Source organism: Paenibacillus polymyxa (assembly GCF_018614975.1).
GTDB classification, from domain to species: Bacteria; Bacillota; Bacilli; order Paenibacillales; family Paenibacillaceae; genus Paenibacillus; species Paenibacillus polymyxa_E.
The window spans coordinates 1-18,824 of sequence record NZ_JAGGNR010000066.1; the positions used below are offsets into that span (position 1 = coordinate 1).

17 protein-coding genes and 16 tRNA genes are annotated in these 18,824 nt (G+C 45.6%); 2 read left to right on the top strand and 31 right to left on the bottom strand.

Annotated elements, in window-relative coordinates:
* Positions 1–9: 9 nt before the first annotated feature.
* Both J7E78_RS29005 and J7E78_RS29010 read right to left on the bottom strand, forming a co-directional pair.
* Positions 10–804 (bottom strand): TrmH family RNA methyltransferase, encoded by a 795-nt coding sequence (locus tag J7E78_RS29005; RefSeq protein ID WP_215080317.1) that lies wholly within the window; start codon positions 802–804, stop codon positions 10–12.
* 26 nt (positions 805–830) lie between these two features.
* On the bottom strand, positions 831–1,532 hold the full coding sequence (locus tag J7E78_RS29010; RefSeq protein WP_076211287.1) for a potassium channel family protein: 702 nt from the start codon (positions 1,530–1,532) through the stop codon (positions 831–833).
* Between the two features lie 128 nt (positions 1,533–1,660).
* On the opposite strand from J7E78_RS29010, the gene sspI reads away from it, so the two are divergent.
* Positions 1,661–1,894, top strand: coding sequence for a small acid-soluble spore protein SspI (gene sspI, locus J7E78_RS29015; RefSeq protein WP_036673259.1), 234 nt, complete (start codon positions 1,661–1,663; stop codon positions 1,892–1,894).
* A gap of 229 nt (positions 1,895–2,123) precedes the next feature.
* Here sspI and J7E78_RS29020 read toward each other — a convergent pair whose 3' ends face one another.
* The 12 genes from J7E78_RS29020 to J7E78_RS29075 form a co-directional block, all read right to left on the bottom strand.
* On the bottom strand, positions 2,124–3,707 hold the full coding sequence (locus J7E78_RS29020) for a peptide chain release factor 3 (RefSeq protein ID WP_215080319.1): 1,584 nt from the start codon (positions 3,705–3,707) through the stop codon (positions 2,124–2,126).
* 350 nt (positions 3,708–4,057) lie between these two features.
* Positions 4,058–4,456 (bottom strand): DoxX family protein, encoded by a 399-nt coding sequence (locus J7E78_RS29025; protein ID WP_215080340.1) that lies wholly within the window; start codon positions 4,454–4,456, stop codon positions 4,058–4,060.
* A gap of 373 nt (positions 4,457–4,829) precedes the next feature.
* Positions 4,830–6,380: a glucose-6-phosphate dehydrogenase gene (zwf, locus tag J7E78_RS29030; RefSeq protein WP_215080321.1), complete on the bottom strand. Its 1,551-nt coding sequence runs from the start codon at positions 6,378–6,380 to the stop codon at positions 4,830–4,832.
* A gap of 215 nt (positions 6,381–6,595) precedes the next feature.
* Positions 6,596–7,345, bottom strand: a complete 750-nt coding sequence (locus J7E78_RS29035; RefSeq protein ID WP_215080323.1) for a YwmB family TATA-box binding protein — start codon at positions 7,343–7,345, stop codon at positions 6,596–6,598.
* 454 nt (positions 7,346–7,799) lie between these two features.
* Positions 7,800–8,468 carry a response regulator transcription factor gene (locus J7E78_RS29040; protein ID WP_215080325.1) on the bottom strand — a complete coding sequence of 223 codons (669 nt, stop codon included), beginning with the start codon at positions 8,466–8,468 and terminating at the stop codon, positions 7,800–7,802.
* Entirely contained in the window at positions 8,410–9,525 is a 1,116-nt protein-coding gene (locus J7E78_RS29045) for a sensor histidine kinase (RefSeq protein WP_215080328.1), read from the bottom strand. The genes J7E78_RS29040 and J7E78_RS29045 overlap by 59 nt, the downstream gene beginning before the upstream one ends.
* Positions 9,526–9,556: 31 nt before the next feature.
* Complete coding sequence (liaF, locus tag J7E78_RS29050; protein WP_215080330.1) at positions 9,557–10,204, bottom strand: cell wall-active antibiotics response protein LiaF; 648 nt, start codon at positions 10,202–10,204, stop codon at positions 9,557–9,559.
* A gap of 150 nt (positions 10,205–10,354) precedes the next feature.
* Complete coding sequence (locus J7E78_RS29055) at positions 10,355–11,062, bottom strand: PspA/IM30 family protein (protein WP_017692315.1); 708 nt, start codon at positions 11,060–11,062, stop codon at positions 10,355–10,357.
* Between the two features lies 1 nt (position 11,063).
* On the bottom strand, positions 11,064–11,561 hold the full coding sequence (locus J7E78_RS29060; protein WP_215080332.1) for a PspC domain-containing protein: 498 nt from the start codon (positions 11,559–11,561) through the stop codon (positions 11,064–11,066).
* 17 nt (positions 11,562–11,578) lie between these two features.
* Entirely contained in the window at positions 11,579–11,812 is a 234-nt protein-coding gene (locus J7E78_RS29065) for a PspC domain-containing protein (protein WP_215080334.1), read from the bottom strand.
* A 4-nt stretch (positions 11,813–11,816) separates the two neighbouring features.
* A complete protein-coding gene (locus J7E78_RS29070) occupies positions 11,817–12,488 on the bottom strand; it encodes a PspA/IM30 family protein (RefSeq protein WP_017692312.1) in 672 nt (223 codons plus the stop codon).
* A 35-nt stretch (positions 12,489–12,523) separates the two neighbouring features.
* Positions 12,524–12,832 carry a LiaF transmembrane domain-containing protein gene (locus J7E78_RS29075; RefSeq protein ID WP_017692311.1) on the bottom strand — a complete coding sequence of 103 codons (309 nt, stop codon included), beginning with the start codon at positions 12,830–12,832 and terminating at the stop codon, positions 12,524–12,526.
* A 557-nt stretch (positions 12,833–13,389) separates the two neighbouring features.
* Between J7E78_RS29075 and J7E78_RS29915 the strand changes: the two genes are divergently transcribed.
* Entirely contained in the window at positions 13,390–15,780 is a 2,391-nt protein-coding gene (locus tag J7E78_RS29915) for a helix-turn-helix domain-containing protein (protein ID WP_215080336.1), read from the top strand.
* 56 nt (positions 15,781–15,836) lie between these two features.
* Here the strand turns inward: J7E78_RS29915 and J7E78_RS29085 are convergent.
* The 17 genes from J7E78_RS29085 to J7E78_RS29165 form a co-directional block, all read right to left on the bottom strand.
* Positions 15,837–15,918: transfer RNA gene (locus J7E78_RS29085), tRNA-Asn, on the bottom strand.
* Between the two features lie 300 nt (positions 15,919–16,218).
* Positions 16,219–17,145: a class I SAM-dependent methyltransferase gene (locus tag J7E78_RS29090; protein ID WP_215080338.1), complete on the bottom strand. Its 927-nt coding sequence runs from the start codon at positions 17,143–17,145 to the stop codon at positions 16,219–16,221.
* 167 nt (positions 17,146–17,312) lie between these two features.
* Positions 17,313–17,391, bottom strand: a tRNA-Leu gene (locus J7E78_RS29095).
* Between the two features lie 6 nt (positions 17,392–17,397).
* A tRNA-Cys gene (locus J7E78_RS29100) sits at positions 17,398–17,471 on the bottom strand.
* Positions 17,472–17,477: 6 nt separating this feature from the next.
* A tRNA-Gly gene (locus tag J7E78_RS29105) sits at positions 17,478–17,552 on the bottom strand.
* 4 nt (positions 17,553–17,556) lie between these two features.
* Positions 17,557–17,631 (bottom strand) — tRNA-Gln (locus tag J7E78_RS29110).
* Positions 17,632–17,653: 22 nt separating this feature from the next.
* Positions 17,654–17,726, bottom strand: a tRNA-His gene (locus J7E78_RS29115).
* 29 nt (positions 17,727–17,755) lie between these two features.
* Positions 17,756–17,829, bottom strand: a tRNA-Trp gene (locus J7E78_RS29120).
* A gap of 6 nt (positions 17,830–17,835) precedes the next feature.
* A tRNA-Tyr gene (locus tag J7E78_RS29125) sits at positions 17,836–17,921 on the bottom strand.
* A gap of 9 nt (positions 17,922–17,930) precedes the next feature.
* Positions 17,931–18,006: transfer RNA gene (locus tag J7E78_RS29130), tRNA-Thr, on the bottom strand.
* A 19-nt stretch (positions 18,007–18,025) separates the two neighbouring features.
* A tRNA-Phe gene (locus J7E78_RS29135) sits at positions 18,026–18,101 on the bottom strand.
* A gap of 95 nt (positions 18,102–18,196) precedes the next feature.
* A tRNA-Asp gene (locus tag J7E78_RS29140) sits at positions 18,197–18,274 on the bottom strand.
* A gap of 27 nt (positions 18,275–18,301) precedes the next feature.
* Positions 18,302–18,375, bottom strand: a tRNA-Met gene (locus J7E78_RS29145).
* 17 nt (positions 18,376–18,392) lie between these two features.
* Positions 18,393–18,468, bottom strand: a tRNA-Val gene (locus J7E78_RS29150).
* A gap of 67 nt (positions 18,469–18,535) precedes the next feature.
* A tRNA-Glu gene (locus J7E78_RS29155) sits at positions 18,536–18,607 on the bottom strand.
* A gap of 9 nt (positions 18,608–18,616) precedes the next feature.
* A tRNA-Ser gene (locus tag J7E78_RS29160) sits at positions 18,617–18,708 on the bottom strand.
* Positions 18,709–18,711: 3 nt separating this feature from the next.
* Positions 18,712–18,787 (bottom strand) — tRNA-Asn (locus J7E78_RS29165).
* Between the last annotated feature and the right edge of the window lie 37 nt (positions 18,788–18,824).

An 18,824-nucleotide genomic window follows, 5' to 3' on the forward strand; every position in this document is an offset into this window, starting at 1 on the left:
AGGAATTTTTTATTTGTTAAACATCCGCTGTCTCATGGCCTCAAACAACAAAATCGTTGCCGCCATCGCCGCATTAAGCGACTCTGCCTGTCCCTGCATCGGGATCGCAATCGCATCATCGACGAGCCGCGCCGTAGCATCCGAGATACCCTTGCCTTCGTTACCAATGACAAGCCATACCGACTGCGTAAAATCATAACTATAACATGAATGCTCTGCCTGCAAAGAAGTACTGACCAGCTTCACACCCGCAATCTTCGCTTCGGGAAGCAAGGATTCCAACTGGCCCTCCACAATGGGCAGATGAAACAATGACCCCATCGTCGAACGAATCGTCTTTGGGTTATACACATCAGCACAGCCCGCGCCAAGTACGACCCCCGCGGCACCAGCTGCATCCGCACTACGGATGATTGTCCCCACATTACCTGGGTCCTGCACTCCATCCAACACAACAACAAGTCCACGTGCTCCTGCGATCAGGCTTTCCAGTGGCTCACTGCCTTTACGCACAATCGCGAATACAGGCTGTGGTGTCATCGTATCCGTACATTTGGCGATAACCGCAGGAGATACACTAACCCACTCCACACGCTGAAGCGGGTTTTCAAGCCCGGCGAGTTCGCTAGGTACGCCTTGCTCTCCATCGTACACGATGCACTCCAGATCCGCTCCAGCGCGCAGTGCTTCCTGGACCAGATGAATGCCCTCAATGATATATTTATGTTGACGGGTACGATGCTTTTTCTCCAGCAACTGTGCCCATTCTTTTACACGTGTATTTTGTGGTGATACAATATCCATCTTTTTATCCTTCCCATCTGCATCCATCACTTCGGATACGCAAGCTCCATTTTCGTCAAATGATCCTTGTGACCCACAATGATCAGCACATCTCCAGCTTCGATCCGGTCCTCCGCGTACGGCGAGATGTTCATCGAATTCCCACTGCGGATCGCCATGACGTTACAACCAAAACGTGCCCGGATGTTTAATTCCATCAGGTTTTTACCGATCATTTGCTCGGAAGCTCTCATCTCCAGAATGCTGTAATCCTCAGACAACTCGATATAATCGAGTATATTTGGCGAGGTCAGATGATGGGCTACACGTAATCCCATATCCCGCTCAGGATAGATCACCTTGTCTGCTCCAATCTTCTGCAGCACCTTACCATGAAGCTCATTTTGAGCTTTTACGATCAGCACCGGTACACCCATATCTTTCAATATCAAGGTTGTCAGAATACTCGCCTGTATATCTTCACCAATTGCCACAACGACAACGTCGAAATTCCGTATGCCCAGCGCACGCAGCGCTTCTTCATCTGTTGAATCTGCCGATACCGCATGAGTCACCACATTGGACATCTCCTGAGTCCGCTGCTCGTCCGCATCAATTGCCAGCACGTCGAATCCCATGCCACTCAGTGCATTGGCAACACTTGATCCGAACCGTCCCATACCAATTACGGCATACTGTTTCTTGGCCATTAGGGTCTTAACCTCCCGCTGCACTTCAGCATGACGCATCATTACGGATACCCATGCTAACGTAAATAATCCTTCGTAGTATACCACAAAGCCTGATAAACTTGAATGCACTCACGCTTCCCAGGGAACAGTATTAGAGCAGCCGAATATACGAGGAGGGAATTGCGATGCCCATTACATTAAGCCTGCGTGAAGCGATTGTTCATAAAGTTCATGACAAGAGTGATGATCAACTCCGGGAGATGATTGAAGGTTCAGTAGATGGACCGGAAGCTGCATTACCTGGACTTGGCGCCATTTTCGAGATGATCTGGAAGAACACAGAACCTGCCAAGCAGGAAGAACTCATTCAAATCGCGCAGGAGCATCTGCACACCATTCCCGTTCAACCGCTTCGCTAATCGAAGCATTGGAGGGTAAGGTAACCATCAAACCGTTTGTTCTGTCTGCAAAAGAAAGCTTTCCCTTATTCGGCTGGATCATACCCGCCTCCAAGTAAGGTGTAAGCAATAGATCCCTCCGCCACAATTGGCGGAGGGATCTTAATTTTAACAAGCTCTATCTCATCACATGAACTTGTCACGTTTAACTAACCTTTTAACATTTCCCACGAAATACTTCTGTCTTCACTTAAGGCGCAGTCTCCAGGAATTGAGCTGTAGGATTTTTATCCATAGCCGTTCTCATGGCGTATTCATTTTCGAAGAGCACTACATAATTTCCTTTTTTATCTTTTACAAGGGCAGAGTTAATCCGGAATTTGCTTGGATCCAGATTCTCGTCCACGATCCAGCGAGCGAACTGATAAGGCATACGCTGTAATTGCACGTCTACCCCATACTCACCTTTCATCCGGTATTCAAATACCTCAAACTGAAGTTGACCAATTACGCCGAGGATTGTCTCGTCGAAACTTGCCGTCTGGAACACCTGAATGGTTCCTTCCTCCGTCAACTGATCAATTCCTTTTTGGTACTGTTTATGTTTCAACGCATTTTTTACTGTAACTTTGGCAAAAATCTCTGGCGAGAACGTTGGCAATTCCTCAAAGATAACCTCGCTGCCTTGACTCAGTGAATCGCCAATCCGGAAGATACCCGGATCGAACAAACCGATAATATCGCCAGCATATGCCTCTTCGACAATATCCCGGTCTTGTGCCAGGAATTGTTGTGGCTGTGACAGCTTGATCTCTTTACCTACACGGGTATGCTTCACACTCATTCCACGTTGGAATTTGCCTGACACAATACGCAGGAACGCAATACGATCCCGATGTGCCGGGTTCATGTTCGCTTGAATCTTGAATACATAACCGCTGAATTTCTCATTCGTTGGCTGAATCTCTCCTGCCGTACTGCGACGTGGTTCAGGCTTCGGCGCCAGTTCCAGGAAGTTCTCCAGGAAGGTCTGCACACCAAAATTGTTGATCGCACTACCGAAGAAAATAGGCGTCAATTCGCCGCGTTGAACTTTCTCCATATCAAACGGATCTCCCGCAACGTCCAAAAGCTCCAGATCCTGAATCAACTGATCATGCAGATATTCTCCTGCCATCTCACGGATAATTGGATCTGTATAACCGTTTACTTTCTGAACTTTAATTATCGAGTGATCGTCCCCTTGGAACAACTCCACCTGATTTTTCATCCGGTCATATACACCGCATAGTTCGCGACCTGTACCAATAGGCCAGTTCATTGGAACTGAACGAATACCCAGTACATTTTCAAGTTCTTCCATCAGGTCAAATGGGCTTTTACCCTCACGGTCGAGTTTGTTGATAAACGTAAAGATTGGAATGCCACGCTTCGCACATACCTGGAACAACTTGATCGTTTGTGCCTCGACACCCTTTGCCACGTCAATCAACATCACCGCGCTATCGGCAGCCGTCAGTGTACGATACGTATCTTCACTGAAATCCTGGTGACCCGGTGTATCCAGAATGTTGACGCGATGGTTCAGGTAATCAAATTGCATTACGGAAGAGGTGACCGAGATCCCCCGTTGTTTCTCAATTTCCATCCAGTCACTTGTTGCGTGTTTGCTGGCTTTCCGAGCTTTTACCGTTCCCGCAAGGCGAATCGCGCCCCCGAACAGCAACAGTTTCTCGGTTAATGTAGTTTTACCCGCATCCGGGTGAGAGATAATGGCAAACGTCCGGCGTTTGTCCACTTCCTGTTGAAGAATTTCATTTGCAGTTTTGCTCATAGGTTTAATCCCTTTCGTCCGTTCATTCACGTTAATCCGGCATGGCCGGTCCATCATTCAATCTTTATGCAATCCGGCGAGGCCGGTTGATTGTACACGAGTTTTTACGTACTAGGTATTTACACACTAGATTAATTTTACACATTTACAATGGAGTTCATCCTCCTCAAATCTGTGCTTTCATGTATACCGTGAACTGCTTCTTAACCCAACTCTCCTATTGTACCATAATCTGTACCGAAAATAACCGATTACTACCGCAGATTCTTCTCTTTTCACTTGCAAAAAAAGCACCCTTCAGCCATTTCCATGGCATCCAGGCACTCCTCATTCATTTTTATTTATCGGGTTTAGAAAATCAATGCATCCAGCGCGTATTGTCCGCCGCCCGTCAATGCCAGCGCTACACCAATCACCAGAATCGCGAGATTATATTCGAATCCGTTCTGTGTGGACCAATATCCGTTCGCTCCATGGACTTTCACAATGGCAATAATCATCGTCAATGCAATCAGAATGCCACCTACCGGTGTAAGCAGACCCAGAGCCAGTAACAGTCCGCCACCGAATTCCGCGAGTCCAGCCAGTAACGCCACCAATGCACCAGGCTTCATGCCCATCGACTCAAACCAGCCACCTGTACCCTTGATCCCGTAACCTCCGAACCAACCAAACAGCTTTTGAGCCCCGTGCGCCATGAACGACAATCCAATCACCAAACGAATCAACAACAACCCTACATCCAACATCATTTTCTTTTTCCTCCATTCGATATATACAAAATAGTATTCTTAGATTAAAGATATTATGCTAAATTTTTTTCTTCATGATTCTCTGTGACGCAAACCCCTTCAACTGGTTTACATTTTATCTCATGAATGATAACTTATCCGAAATGTTTGCCCGGATGAAGTTTGTCATTTGCGTAACTCTTTAACTCATGTGTTGAGTATAAGTTACATACTTACTTTTTGTCAATAACTTAATTTAAATTACTTATTTCCTTATGATGGATACCTACCTTTTCCCCGCTAAAAAGCCTGGGTACACCGCAAAATTTGCGATTTCCCCAGGCTCAGTCATGTTGTGTATGTTCTTATCACCATTGTTAATGCCCTTACCCTAACCATTCACTTGCCAGATCACGCTGTCCTCGTCCTGACCATTCACCGGCCACCAGTGGAATCCGTCCTGCTCCAGCAGCTTATCTGTCGCTTCTGGTCCCCAGGTTCCAGCAGGGTACGTATGAAGCTCTCCCTGATTATGTCCCCAGGCAGCAGCGATCCGATCCACAAAAGACCAGGCTGTTGCCACTTCATCCCAACGGGTAAAGTACGTAGAATCCCCCTCTGCTGCATCGTGCAGCAGACGTTCATACGCTTCAGGCGAGTTAATTCCAATCATGCAGCTCTGACAGAAATCCATTGCGAGTGGCTGAATCTCGGAATCCGAGCCTGGTTTCTTGGCATTAATTTTGATATATATGCCTTCCATCGGATTCACCCGAATAACCAGCAGATTCGGTTCCAATTTATACTTCTTCCCAAGGTACACGTTGTTTGGCATCGACTTGAACTCAACTACGATCTCGGTCGTTTTCACCGGAAGACGCTTGCCTGTCCGAATGTAGAATGGAACACCCGCCCAGCGGAAATTATCCACGAATACACGTGCTGCAAAATAAGTCTCCGTATTCGACTGCGGATCAACCTTGTCTTCCTGGCGATACCCCGGAAGCTGCTTGCCACGGTATTCCCCTTCGGAATACTGTCCCCGCACAACGTTGTTGCTCACTTCCTCATCCGAAGTAAAGGCCCGCAATGAACGTAATACCTTCACCTTCTCATCCCGAATGTCTTCCGGGAATAGGCGACTCGGCGGTTCCATCGCAATCATCGTCAGCATCTGTAGCATATGGTTCTGCCCCATGTCACGCAGTGCACCGGAGTGATCATAATAACCACCACGTTCTTCCACGCCTACCGTCTCACCAAGCGTAATCTGAACGTTGGCAATATGTTTGTTGTTCCAGAGCGGTTCAAAAAAAGCATTTCCGAAGCGGATCACTTCGATATTTTGCACCATTTCCTTGCCCAGATAATGATCAATCCGATAGATTTCCTCTTCACGGAATACCTCACGAATCTGCTCATTCAGATGTTCGGCCGATTGCAGATCATAACCAAATGGTTTTTCGATCACCAAACGGTTCCACCCCTGACTTTCCAGCATACCGCCATCCCGCAAACTGTACGAGACACTGCCAAACAGCTCCGGTGCCAGTGCCAGATAGAACAGCCGATTCCCCGGCGTGTTAAACTTTGATTCCAGATGCTCCGTCTGCGCACGCAGCTCTTTGAATCCTTCCACATTATTGATATCCAGTGCTTTGTATTCAAAATGATCGACAAAAGCGTTCCACTCATCAGGTTCCCCCGCTGGATAACGGCAGAACTCTTTAATGGATTCATAGATGTCTTCCCGGAATTCTTCTGGGGACCTCGGACGACGTGCTACGCCAATAACCGCAAAGTCTTTGGCAAGCTTGCCTTCACGGTAAAGACTGTAGATCGCCGGAAACAACTTCCGGCGGGCCAAATCACCCGTTGCTCCAAAAATGAAAAATACTGCGCCTGGTGTCTGTACTTCATCTTGCAATTGTTTTTCAACCATGGGCTCCTCTTTCTTCCGGGAAGATAACCTTCACGCTCTCCCCGAGCTATGTAATGGTGTTATATATGCACGACATACAACTGTCAATTACCAGCAAGTTCCTTCTTGGATGTGATGCCATTTTAGCATATCAACTGAATCGATGCACTATTTCAAACTCATTTTTCTGATAAAGATTCTCAATATTGGGTCCCAATTCATGAAACATTCATCCCTTAATATTCAATTGTAATCACCGGAAACCCCACTGTAATTCTATTGTCGACGTTGTCCCCAACCTGGTGAACTGCGAGTTGCATATTCAACATATGCGAGCCACTCTTGATCGACAGGGGCAGCTCAGCTGCCTTATAAGAGACACTTGCAGTGCCTGCATCTGTATAACGTTCAACGGAGGCGATATCCACATTACCAGACAAGTGTTTCTCGATCAGTGCCAACTGCTGACTCGCATTACGTTTAATAGCATTAGCTGCCGTACCTTGCACAGACATATTCCAGAATGACTTCATCCCTGAGTCTACAAGCAGTTGACCGATCTGTTTATGTACTGTCATTAATGCCTTCCGATCTGTGTGCTCATCCCCTGAAATTTGTACGATGGCATAGTATCCGTTTTCTCCTGTATCGACGACATTGACCAACAGGCCTGCTTCTCCAGTAGCCTCATCTGGAACTACTTCACTGCGATACACATCATGGCCAGTCTGGCGTACCCGTACTGGTTGCTCCAGTCCCAAGTGACTAGCCAGTAATACGGCCTGCGCTTGTGCATCTCCCTTGCCCTCTCCTTGCCATTTAATAACCAGACGATCCACTTTATCAATCACGCTCTCAGCAGTATAGATTAACTGTTCCAGTTGGGCTGCTTTGGGTTCGTTTTTCTCTGCGTATACCTGTGTCACACCGATAAGAATAATGATAGCCATTGCTAATATACCTGCTGTCATCCAACGATTTAACATTTGAATCCCCCGCTTCTTTCTTGCATTCTATGAATCTATCAACAGCATGCCCCTTTCCCACATTAGCTATACTTCTTCTGACGACATCAAAAAAAGCCCCACCAGCCAATTACATGGCAGATCAGAGCTTTCCATTCATACTTATAGAGGTTGTTCATAAAGTCCGCTTTTGATTACGAATGTTGCCTAGCGGCATCATCAACATCGAATATGGAATTCACCCGAAATAAGTAGGGGCTTACGAAGAATGTTTCCTTCGGAAACATTGCGGTTGCTCACGTAGCTCGATCTACGCTCCGCTACTCCATTTCTAGCTTTATCTCATCTTCTTGGTACTGAAAACCGACCTTTTTGAACACGCACTTATACATAAATCATCTCTTATCTATAATTTCCGCACATTAAAAGTACGGTTCTTTGGCTTGATTATGTTATTTCATATGATCCTGCCTGCTTACTCTGCAAGTCCGTTTTTATAGGCATAGATCGCGGCCTGTGTACGGTCGTCTACGCCCAATTTTGCGAGTAAGTTTGTAACATGAAACTTGACTGTCTTGATGCCGATGATCAGATCATCAGCGATGTCCTGATTCGATTTGCCTTTGGCGAGCAACCGGAGCACATCCATTTCACGGTCTGTCAATTCATCATGCAAAGGAGCTGCTGCCCGTGGCTGCCGGAAGCGATTCATCATTTTGGAAGCCACCTGTGACTCCAGAACGGATTGCCCACGAGCTGCTGCGCGAATCGCATCTGCAACTTCATTGGCTCTTGATGTTTTTAACAGATAACTGAATGCGCCTGCTTCAATGACAGGATACATTTTTTCATCATCAAGGTAACTGGTCAATACGATGACTTTGCACTCCGGATACATTTTAAGTACCTGACGAGTAGCCTCAATGCCATCCATTCCTTCCATAACCAGATCCATCAGAACAACATCAGGCTTATATTCCTGTGCGAGCCGAATGCCTTCCTCTCCACTACCTGCTTCACCAACAACTTCAATTCCATCTTCGGTATCCAGTACCGCTGCAAGACCAATACGTACCATCTCATGATCATCCACGAGCAATACTTTGATCGACGTTTCCGTCTCCGTTTCGACTTCCGGTTCCATTGACATGTTCTTCCTCGCTTTCATCGTTCATCAAAGGTATCGTAATCTCAATCCGCGTTCCCTTACCAGGCGCTGTTACAAATTGTATGGCTCCACCAATCTCCGTAACACGTTCACGCATGTTAGCCAGACCGTAGGAAGCTTGTTTATTCTCATCCAGATCGAAGCCTTGCCCATCATCACGAATCAATACCCGGATCGCATCAGTACGGCGCTGGATCCTTATCTCCATTTTTTCCGCTTTTGCATGCCGTAACGTATTGGACATAGCCTCCTGAACGATTCGAAACAGATGATTCTCGATGCCTTTGATCAAATCGATGTCTTCGTCCATTTCGAGCACAATGTCCATGGGTACTTTTGTTTTCAGTTCCATCACCAGATCACGCAGACCTTGTTCGAGATGTTTACCCTGCAGATAGACTGGCCGCAGATGTAACAGTAACGCACGCATCTCGGACTGGGCTACCGAAGCCATCTCCTCAATCAGAGCCACCTGCCGCTGAGCACGTTCAAAATCCTTCTCCATCTTCCGTCCAACGGCCGTTGCTGTCATGGATATCGCGAACAATTGCTGCGATACCGCATCATGCAGTTCCCGTGCCAGCCGCTGCCGCTCTTCCACAATAGCCGTAATTCTGGCTTGTTCAGCAAGCTGTGCATTATGAGTAGACAATCGCTGGAGCGAAGATACCTGATCTTCCCACTTTTTGCCGATTCGTCCGAGTTGCTCACTTAAACGGCCCACATCATCATCGCCCAGATCAGGTACAGTGCGTGATAGAGAGCCCTTCTCCCACAGTAGAAGTGTTTCCCGCAGCAGTTCAAGCCGGCGTTTAACCCGGTAACTCTGATAGAACCCAAAGATCGCACCAATCCCAATCAGAAGTAGCAATAAGGCAAGACCCGATTGAATCAGATGCCGCCAGCCTGCAAACGGAGCAAGATAACCATATGTATACAATACATACAAAATAACAGCGAGCACAATGAAAACCAGGAGGATCCCTTCACCCATACTTCGGGTTACCATGTCGGTATGTCGTTTTGTCTTCATCGGGGTCTCCTCCTTCTCTTCATCTATATTACTACGGATTACTGATGCTAAGGTCGCCAACAATATAAGAAATGACAAATTTTGCTTTATGTTCACTGGACTCATATCCAGGCGTTCTCCATACTAATTTGTTCAGCATGCCGCTATCTTGTTCTCCAAGAAGATTAATCCGGCCGAAAAGAACCGATGCTTCAATCTCCACACCATAATCTTCTGGTAGCGTAAGGCGAACATTACCCATAACTCCTTGCAGCAGCACAATCGTTTGTTTCTCCTCCGGAATCGAAAGAGACAGATCGGCGTTAACCTCACCTATGGCATGCCACAGACTCATACTACGTAATTTCCAGGATGATTGATCCCAGTAGTACCGAGCCATGAAATTCTGTTTCTTCATAACACCTTCGTCCAGATGAATCTTTTTGTTATTCGAATAAAAGTAAGCTAAAGAAGCCAGTACAATTAAAAATACAATCATTAAATTATCCAGCAATAACAGTGCCGCACCAATGCCAAGATACCGATGACCTTTGCGGGTATCCCCATTGCGGACTTGAAGCATTCCAACCGTTAACAGAATCAGTGCGGCAGCGGTCAAGAAGTTAATATTGTCATTCAATAACATCATTGTGCCAATAATCATAATGACAACTGCAAGCCATTTACTCTTTTGATTCATCCCCGCCGCACCTCCTCTGTAAGTTAATCTCTCTTTATTCAACGGAAAAGCCATACCAGGCAATGAAGTCCTGTATGGCTTAACTTTTGTTCTACCAACCGTACATTATACACGATTTATAGAATATCATATTGTCCACTAAGCGAACAGTTATTCTTTTGAAGTTCCGTTCGCTTCATTCTTGGAACCATTGCCCATTTTGTTTTTGAGGGCTTGTAATTGCTGATCCACTTTGAACTGTTTTTCCACATCTACAGGATTCGTGTACGTGGATGATGTGTTGCGATAAGGTGCACGAGCTACGTCAGCTTCAGCTTCCAGCTGCATGATTTTCTCTTCCATGCGGTGGAATCCTAGTGATGCGCCACCACTTTCGATCGAATGCAAGCTGTTGATGGAAGACATTTGTTTTTTGGCTTTTGCCATTTGTGCACGGGATACGAGTTCATTACGTTTGTTACGCATTTTGTAGAACTCATCTTTCATATCATGCAACTGTTGCAACAGATCTTTTGCTTGTGCTTCGGACTGTGCATGCAGTTCGCTGTACTCCGTAATTTTTTGATCAAAGTAGATTTTCTCTTCCAGCAACTTGCGTGCCACTTCTTCCTGACCGTTAGAGAGAGCAGCTTCTGCCTGGGACTCACGTTGTACCGAAGTACGCTCCGCTTCATCCAAACGTTGTTTCATGCGGCGCTCATTCGCCATTTGTTTGGCAACAGTTACCTCTGCCTCATGAATCTCAGCCTCCATATCACGCAAGTACTGGTTCAACATTACAATCGGGTCCTCTACTTTATCCAACATATCATTTACCGATGCTTTCGTCATATCCTTAATCCGTTTAAATACTCCCATTTTACTTTTCTCCCTTCTCGTAACGAGATAATTTTTGGCGAAGCTCTTCAACTTCTTTTTTCAGTGCTTTTTTCTCGATATCTTTCATCATGGAATCAAGTTCACTTTCTTGTGGTGCACCTGCTCCGTAGGCGTTGTTGTCATAAGAACGTGGACCAGATTGAGGTCTGCTGTTGTATCCAGGGCCGGGACCGAAGTTACCTGGACCTTGTTGGTTGTGATTATTTTGAAAAGGACCTCTTGGTGGCTGATGATCATAGTTGTTGTATCCTCTGCCAGGACCAGGGCCGTAGCCATATGGATCATAAGGCGGATACGGTTCTTTTGGTACCACCAGTGCTGCAATAAAGTATATTAACAACGACGTGCCGCCAGTTACGAAGATACTGATAACAAAGATGATACGCAGCAGGGTGGAATCCATTCCGATGGTTTCGGAAATTCCGCCGCACAAGCCGGTTAACATCCGGTCACGCGTTGAGCGGTATAATTTGCTCATGTGTTTGCTCCTTTCGTTTACTTGTATCCTCTTACGTTGGAATCATAAGCATATGGATCAACGTGGTTGGATTCCTTTGGTACCACCAATGCAGCGATGAAGTAGATCAACAATGATGTACCTCCCGTAGCGAAAATACTGATGAAGAAAATGATACGTAGCAGCGTGGTACTCAATCCGAGATTTTCAGAAATGCCGCCAATCAAACCTGTTAGCATTCGATTACGCCCCGAGCGGTATAATTTACTCATGTGACTACTCCTTTCTGTCATTGTTCAATTTCTGTCTTAAGCGTTCCAGTTCCTTATCCAGCGTAGAGGATGACATGCTGCCAGTCACTCCTGAACCATCTTGATTCATCCGCCGGATATCGCGGAGACTTTGTGCTTCATATTCGAGATCAGAGACTTGATCATCCAGTCGGTTAAACATACGGGGTACATTCTGACCGTTGTGATTTCCTCTCTGGTTCATACGTTGCTGTAACTGAATCGTCTGCATACGAGCGTAGTAATATTGACGTTTGCTGTAAACATTCTGATATTCAACCTTCAGCTGGTCGATCTGTTCATCCAGCTCCTGTAATGCCGCATAACTTTGTGCATACAATTCGTTGTACTGTTCCATTTTTTCCTCGTGGAGGATTTTCTCCTGCAAGGCCAGCTTAGCGAGATGTTCTTCCCCTGCTTTCAGAGCCATGGAAGCCTGTTCTTCCCGTTTGTTCACCATACCTGCTGCCTGATCGGCTTGTTGTTTCATTTGTCTGGTATGGCTTGCATATTGATGACGAAGTTTCTCGGCTTCACCGATGTCTTGGCGGGTCGAGACCAGGAACTGATCAATCAGTTTGACTGGATCCTGACTTTGCTCCAAATGTTCGTTCAGATTGGCTACGGTAATATCCCGCATTCGACGAAATACACTCATTATGTTCTGTCCCTCCTTTTCATAATCGTGAAAGCTTAGTACCGACCACGACGACTGCGGTTATTGCTTAGCATTGAGATACCAAAGATGATTAACCCGATCGCGATGATCGGTCCGATCAACCATGCCAGTTTACCCATCAGTGAGATGATACCGATGATGAGAACAATCCAGCCAAGCATCACATTCCCTCGTTTAACTCCGTAGTATCCCAGTGCAATCATCAGGACCGGAATCAGATAACCCATTAAGTGTCCAAGAAGTGGAGTTAACTTTCCGAAGAGGAGCAGTGCACCCAGCGCAATCAATACAATCGCCCAGCCATTTCCCTTATTCAATCTCATAATTGTTGTTCACCGCCCTTTCCATTCGTTCCTTTTAATGTGTTGAGTCATTTGTTCGTTTGTTTCTTGTTTTTTTGTTTCCGTGTTTCTTGTTTAACCTTATGTCCTTATTCTAGAGGATTCCGCGACTTTTCAAAACAGACCGTGGACGGTTTTTTATCCTAGACTCAGGTCGGGGATCTAGTCGGACCTTTGACTGTCCCTATATACGACCAACGTTCCACTTAAGCTGAATAGCACTCCAGATACCTTCTATTACCCGTATTCAAGCTACCCTTTAGCCGATATCGACCTGTAGAGAGAATGATGTCCATGTCTCTATTTACGTTCACACTGCAATTTCGTTTCTCATGATTCCGTATTGGATAGTTAGTCCAAGCCGTTTCTCTAGCGTTTTCTGCAAGATCATCTATCAGCAATCCCTTATCTCTGCTTCTATACCCTCTCACCAAATTACTTATTTATCCAAATAAACAAAAATTAGATTGTTCTATATGTAAGCGTTTACTAAAATAGAAAGTGTTACTATTTCTAATGTCAGGGGTGGAACTGAAACTGTGCGACCAATCAGCTATCTCCATAAAATGATCATCTTCGGAATCCTGTTAAGCACCCTGCCCATTTTGTTAACGGGAATTGCCGCATTTGTCTATTCATCGAACCAAACTGAGCTACATCGTACGCTGGCCAACAGACAGTTGCTGGAACAAATGCAATCCAACGTAGAGCACAAACTCGCTACAGTTAGTTATATGCTTGATCAGGCCGTTCGCTCTCCAGTAACCCTTCGTTCCCTGTCTGCTTCTTCTTCATTAGAAGGAAAAGGGCCTTTGCTTGCTGACAAACTACAGAGCGAATTTCAGAATATGAGATCATGGGAACCTTTGCTGGATATTACGCTGGTGAATCAATCCCAGAATTGGCTTATTGATCATGCCGGATTATATCGTAATACGGATTTTCCACTGGCACTTCCCATGAAAGATTTGATATCGGATACGCTAACCTCTGGATGGCAGCTCTCCCCTTCATCGGTGTTCAGTAATGATGAGCGTTCTCCCGGTTCAGGCTGTATTTATCATATTGCCCTTGCGAGATCTATTCCGAATCTGAATACGTCTTCCGATGCTGCCCTGATTGCGGGAATTCCTGCATGCTCTTTGCAAAATACACTAGGAGAAGCCTCCTTAGGCAATGCTGCCTCAGGACTGATCATTTTGAATCGGGAACAACGTATCTTGGTCCATCCCAATCCTGTATACATTGGACAACCGTTGTCTGCCATTGGATTACAGGATCGGGATACGGAAGCTAACATAACCAAACTATCACCCATCACATTTTCAACAGGCTTTGAAAAACGGGAAATTAAGATTGCCGATACACATTATTCCCTGACGTATAGCCCTTCTACCTTAAAAGGATGGACTTATGTTCTAATCTCACCTACCAATATTCTGACACAAGAATATATCGATATTGGATTACACACCTTGTATATCAGTATCTTCTTACTTTTACTTTCATTATTACTCGCCTGGCTCGGCTCCAAGCGAATGCACGTTCCGATTCGTAAACTTTTAACCCAACTTGGTGACAACCACCTGTCCAAAGAAGGAAACACATTCGCTCAGCAGTCACCAACATTCCCTGATGAGTTCGAGCAGATTAGAGCTGGGGTTTCACAATTATCTGCCTCTCACTCCCAATTAGAGAACACACTTAATATGTATCTGTTGCAGATACGCACTCATTTTATGATGAATCTGTTCCAGGGTAAGAGTCCTGTTCATACTCTTTATGACACCCTGAATGAATATGGCTACACGCATCAGGTTCGGGATTGGCAACAAATTGCTGTTATTACCCTACAGGCCGATCTTGTTAATCATACAAAATATAGTGCTAATGACCGTGACCTCTTATTATTCGCTATTCAAAATATATTGGAGGAAACGGTAGTGCATAACCAGCAATTGTTTCCGATTGTGCTGGAACATACGGTAGTCACGGTCATTGGCACCGTTGAACAGGATCATTTTATTTTTTCACAGCAGCTATGTATATTAACAGACCAATTACAACAACAGATTGATAAGATTCTAGCTCTTCAAGTCAGTATAGGCCTCAGCCAGCCACACAGCTCCCTATATCACATCCCTCAAGCTTACACAGAAGCCATGGAAGCATTGAGGCATCGAATGAAGCTGGGAACAGGCATTATTTTTCAATATGAGAACATAGATCATTACACTCCCACTTGGTCCATGACCTACCCAGAATCATTGGAATATTCGTTGATCCAAGCTATTCAAAGTGCGGACGAAGTCCAGGCCTCTGCTCTTCTGCAACAGCTGCTTGAAGTGATCTTTGGTATGGAGGTTACTCCCGAGGAGTATGAGGTGGCTCTTACGAGGCTACTCACGCATATTTTGCAAATGACTCAGGAATCCGGCATACGACTTGGACAGATCTCCCAAGGTCGTGGCTCGATGTTTCATGAACTTCATGGTTTGCAGTACGCCGCTGAAGTTGAGGAATGGTTTAACCATCAAGTCATCTTGCCCGTCATCCAGGTTTTTAAAGCAAGGCAGTATGCCCAGTATCAGCATATATCAGAGAAGATGATTGCCATGATTCATCAAGATTATGATAAGGATCTGACGCTTGAGGAATGTGCTGTTAAGCTTCACTACAATGCCAACTACTTAAGTAGTGTTTTCCGCAAAGAGACAGGCTGTGCATTTAGTGAATATCTGACCAAGTACCGATTTAATATCGCTAAAAAATGGCTGGACGAAAGTGATCTAACCGTTAAAGATATCGCAGCACGACTTCGGTACAACAATCCGCAAAACTTTATCCGATCATTCCGTAAATGGGAAGGAATCACCCCCGGCCAGTATCGGGAGCGTAAGCAGAAAGCAGAAGTGTCGATCAGAAATTAGACAAGGAGCACGATTGTAAGTCGTACTCCTTCGGCCAGCTCGGATACCTATCCATATGGCTCCCCGAACAGGGATAGGGCTCGGACCTGTGACTACTCGATTAACCGTCGAGTGCTCTACCAACTGAAATATCAGTGAATATGCTTCAGAGATCATTCTCTGAAAACTAGGTCTGTATTTTGTTTGTCGTTGTCTCAAACATCTCTAAATAAACGAGGGTCTGGTTCAAAGCGGTCGATGAATTAGTGGCTTCAAAAAAGAGGGAGCACATAACCTGCTCCCTTTACTTACAACTTCACTTCTGCAATCTTAACTTCATATTTTTACACGTGCATCTTCTTGTGGTGGCGGTGTAATGCTTGCTAACGTCATCTCAGACGTTAGACTACATTATCTGTTCCGATTCCTGCTCCTGTACACCTAACAAGCTTATGCGATTTATCGCTTATCCTTAGTGCGAACTGTTTTCATATTGGGCTGTTCAAGTTGAATTAGAATTTTACCAAACCTTGCTCCACGTGAGAAGGTCACCGTACTATCCTTGTACGTATTTCGAGTGTACTTCTCAGCCATTCTGAGAGAATCTTCATCCGACGGTAACTCATACGTATTAAGCCATTCTGGCAGCTTCTCTACAACCTCTTCCACCGGTACTTCAAATGAGTTAACTTCTTTCGTAATGATCATCGTATATGAATACCCCTTCAAATACAGCAACTGTTGAATATATCCCATATCACCAGCCTTGTATGAAGAAGTTACACCCAGTACCTCCTTAAGTTCATCCATTAGCGTGTGTTCCCTCTGTCCCGCCATAGTACTTATATACACATACTTCCGGGCACAATTAATCGCCTGCTCAATCGTTTCCCAATCCGACATCGCCGGACACATGGATGCAAATGCAAAGTCATATTTCTTCTCCCAACCCTTATCCTTAATGGAGATTTCTTCATATCGTTCGTTTACGATTTCGATATTGGATTCCAAAGATGAAGGTATCGTCTCTTTCATAAGGGAGACAAGCAACTCAGAAGGCTCAACTGCGGTCACACTTGCCCCCTTTTCCGCAAAAGGAATGGTAAATATGCCTGAGGCCGCTCCAATGTCCAAAATGGATAACCCTGCGAATTCCACACCCTGATTTTCAATCCAGCCCATAATGCGTTCAGAACGCTGCTTTCCTTCTTTAGTGAACGACTGTGCATGATAATCCCTGGCCCACCGCTCAAATGCTTCTTCTGTATTAAAGGGGGCGCTTTTCTTCTTATATTTTGAACTTCTCGGACGATTCTTCCATGCCTCTTCCCATACAGAAAGATCAAATAACTGATCGGTATCCGATACATTTTTTCCATTAGTCACTCTACTTCACTCCTTTATATTAACGACTTCAATTATCTACAATATACTTAATATAGTCATCCGTCAATCTTTAATAACGTCCAACTATCCTTACAATACAAAAAATCAATTTATAAAAAAAAAATAACCCTACACATTGCATAAGCAACCTGTAGGGCTATTCAATATACCGGCGAGAGGACTCGAACCTCCACGGTTTCCCACTCGATTTTGAGTCGAGCGCGTCTGCCATTCCGCCACGCCGGCATATGCTGGAGGCGCCACCCAGATTCGAACTGGGGATAAAGCTTTTGCAGAGCTGTGCCTTACCACTTGGCTATGGCGCCATATTTTGGAGCGGACGACGGGAATCGAACCCGCGACCCTCGCCTTGGCAAGGCGATGCTCTACCGCTGAGCCACGTCCGCATAATGGCTGGGGATATAGGATTTGAACCTATGCATGACGGAGTCAAAGTCCGTTGCCTTACCGCTTGGCTAATCCCCAATAAAAAATGATAAAACAAAGGGGCGATCGAGGGGAATTGAACCCCCGAATGCCGGATCCACAAACCGGTGCGTTAACCACTTCGCCACGATCGCCACAAAAAGTTAATTTCTTGAAAGTTAATTGGCAGGGGCAGCAGGAATTGAACCCACACCAACGGTTTTGGAGACCGTTGTTCTACCTTTAAACTATGCCCCTAAAAACTGGTGGAGGATGATGGATTCGAACCACCGAACCCGTACGGGAGCAGATTTACAGTCTGATGCGTTTGGCCACTTCGCTAATCCTCCAGGATTACATGGTGCCGGCGAGAGGACTTGAACCCCCAACCTACTGATTACAAGTCAGTTGCTCTACCAGTTGAGCTACACCGGCATATTAAATTAGTTTAAAATGGTGGCTCGGGACGGAATCGAACCGCCGACACGAGGATTTTCAGTCCTCTGCTCTACCGACTGAGCTACCGAGCCATAATAAAGTCTAATCTTAATTCCTTACACTTTATATAGGGCATCAGTGCCATACAGCAGATGTAGTGAACAGTTTGCCTCATGTAAAGATTAAATGGCGGAACCGACGGGATTCGAACCCGCGATCTCCTGCGTGACAGGCAGGCATGTTAGGCCAACTACACCACGGTTCCAGATCACTTTCTCAAAGGAAAGTTTAATTGCGGGGGCAGGATTTGAACCTGCGGCCTTCGGGTTATGAGCCCGACGAGCTACCGGGCTGCTCCACCCCGCGTCGTTATAAAGTTTATATGGTGGAGGCTGAGGGGATCGAACCCCCGACCCTCTGCTTGTAAGGCAGATGCTCTCCCAGCTGAGCTAAGCCTCCGAACAACACATTTATGATCATATCATAATCTTGTTGTAAAAATCAACTTCTTTTTTTGAAGTTAATATGACCCGTAGGGGATTCGAACCCCTGTTACCTCCGTGAAAGGGAGGTGTCTTAACCCCTTGACCAACGGGCCTTATTATTATGGCGGAGAGAGAGGGATTCGAACCCTCGAGACGCTTGTGACGCCTACACGATTTCCAATCGTGCTCCTTCGGCCAGCTCGGACACCTCTCCATATGGCTCCCCGAACAGGGCTCGAACCTGTGACAACTCGATTAACAGTCGAGTGCTCTACCAACTGAGCTATCAGGGAATATGCTTCAGAGATCGTTCTCTGAAAACTAGATTCG

What these genes read in the sequence shown, in the direction of transcription:
- J7E78_RS29065 (WP_215080334.1), bottom strand. Translation starts at nt 11,812, where the DNA reads ATGAGTAAATTATACCGCTCGGGGCGTAATCGAATGCTAACAGGTTTG.
- J7E78_RS29075 (WP_017692311.1), bottom strand. Translation starts at nt 12,832, where the DNA reads ATGAGATTGAATAAGGGAAATGGCTGGGCGATTGTATTGATTGCGCTG.
- zwf (WP_215080321.1), bottom strand. Translation starts at nt 6,380, where the DNA reads ATGGTTGAAAAACAATTGCAAGATGAAGTACAGACACCAGGCGCAGTA.
- J7E78_RS29010 (WP_076211287.1), bottom strand. Translation starts at nt 1,532, where the DNA reads ATGCGTCATGCTGAAGTGCAGCGGGAGGTTAAGACCCTAATGGCCAAG.
- liaF (WP_215080330.1), bottom strand. Translation starts at nt 10,204, where the DNA reads ATGAATCAAAAGAGTAAATGGCTTGCAGTTGTCATTATGATTATTGGC.
- J7E78_RS29055 (WP_017692315.1), bottom strand. Translation starts at nt 11,062, where the DNA reads ATGGGAGTATTTAAACGGATTAAGGATATGACGAAAGCATCGGTAAAT.
- J7E78_RS29020 (WP_215080319.1), bottom strand. Translation starts at nt 3,707, where the DNA reads ATGAGCAAAACTGCAAATGAAATTCTTCAACAGGAAGTGGACAAACGC.
- J7E78_RS29040 (WP_215080325.1), bottom strand. Translation starts at nt 8,468, where the DNA reads ATGGAACCGGAAGTCGAAACGGAGACGGAAACGTCGATCAAAGTATTG.
- J7E78_RS29035 (WP_215080323.1), bottom strand. Translation starts at nt 7,345, where the DNA reads ATGTTAAATCGTTGGATGACAGCAGGTATATTAGCAATGGCTATCATT.
- J7E78_RS29005 (WP_215080317.1), bottom strand. Translation starts at nt 804, where the DNA reads ATGGATATTGTATCACCACAAAATACACGTGTAAAAGAATGGGCACAG.
- sspI (WP_036673259.1), top strand. Translation starts at nt 1,661, where the DNA reads ATGCCCATTACATTAAGCCTGCGTGAAGCGATTGTTCATAAAGTTCAT.
- J7E78_RS29025 (WP_215080340.1), bottom strand. Translation starts at nt 4,456, where the DNA reads ATGTTGGATGTAGGGTTGTTGTTGATTCGTTTGGTGATTGGATTGTCG.
- J7E78_RS29070 (WP_017692312.1), bottom strand. Translation starts at nt 12,488, where the DNA reads ATGAGTGTATTTCGTCGAATGCGGGATATTACCGTAGCCAATCTGAAC.
- J7E78_RS29045 (WP_215080328.1), bottom strand. Translation starts at nt 9,525, where the DNA reads ATGAAGACAAAACGACATACCGACATGGTAACCCGAAGTATGGGTGAA.
- J7E78_RS29060 (WP_215080332.1), bottom strand. Translation starts at nt 11,561, where the DNA reads ATGAGCAAATTATACCGCTCAACGCGTGACCGGATGTTAACCGGCTTG.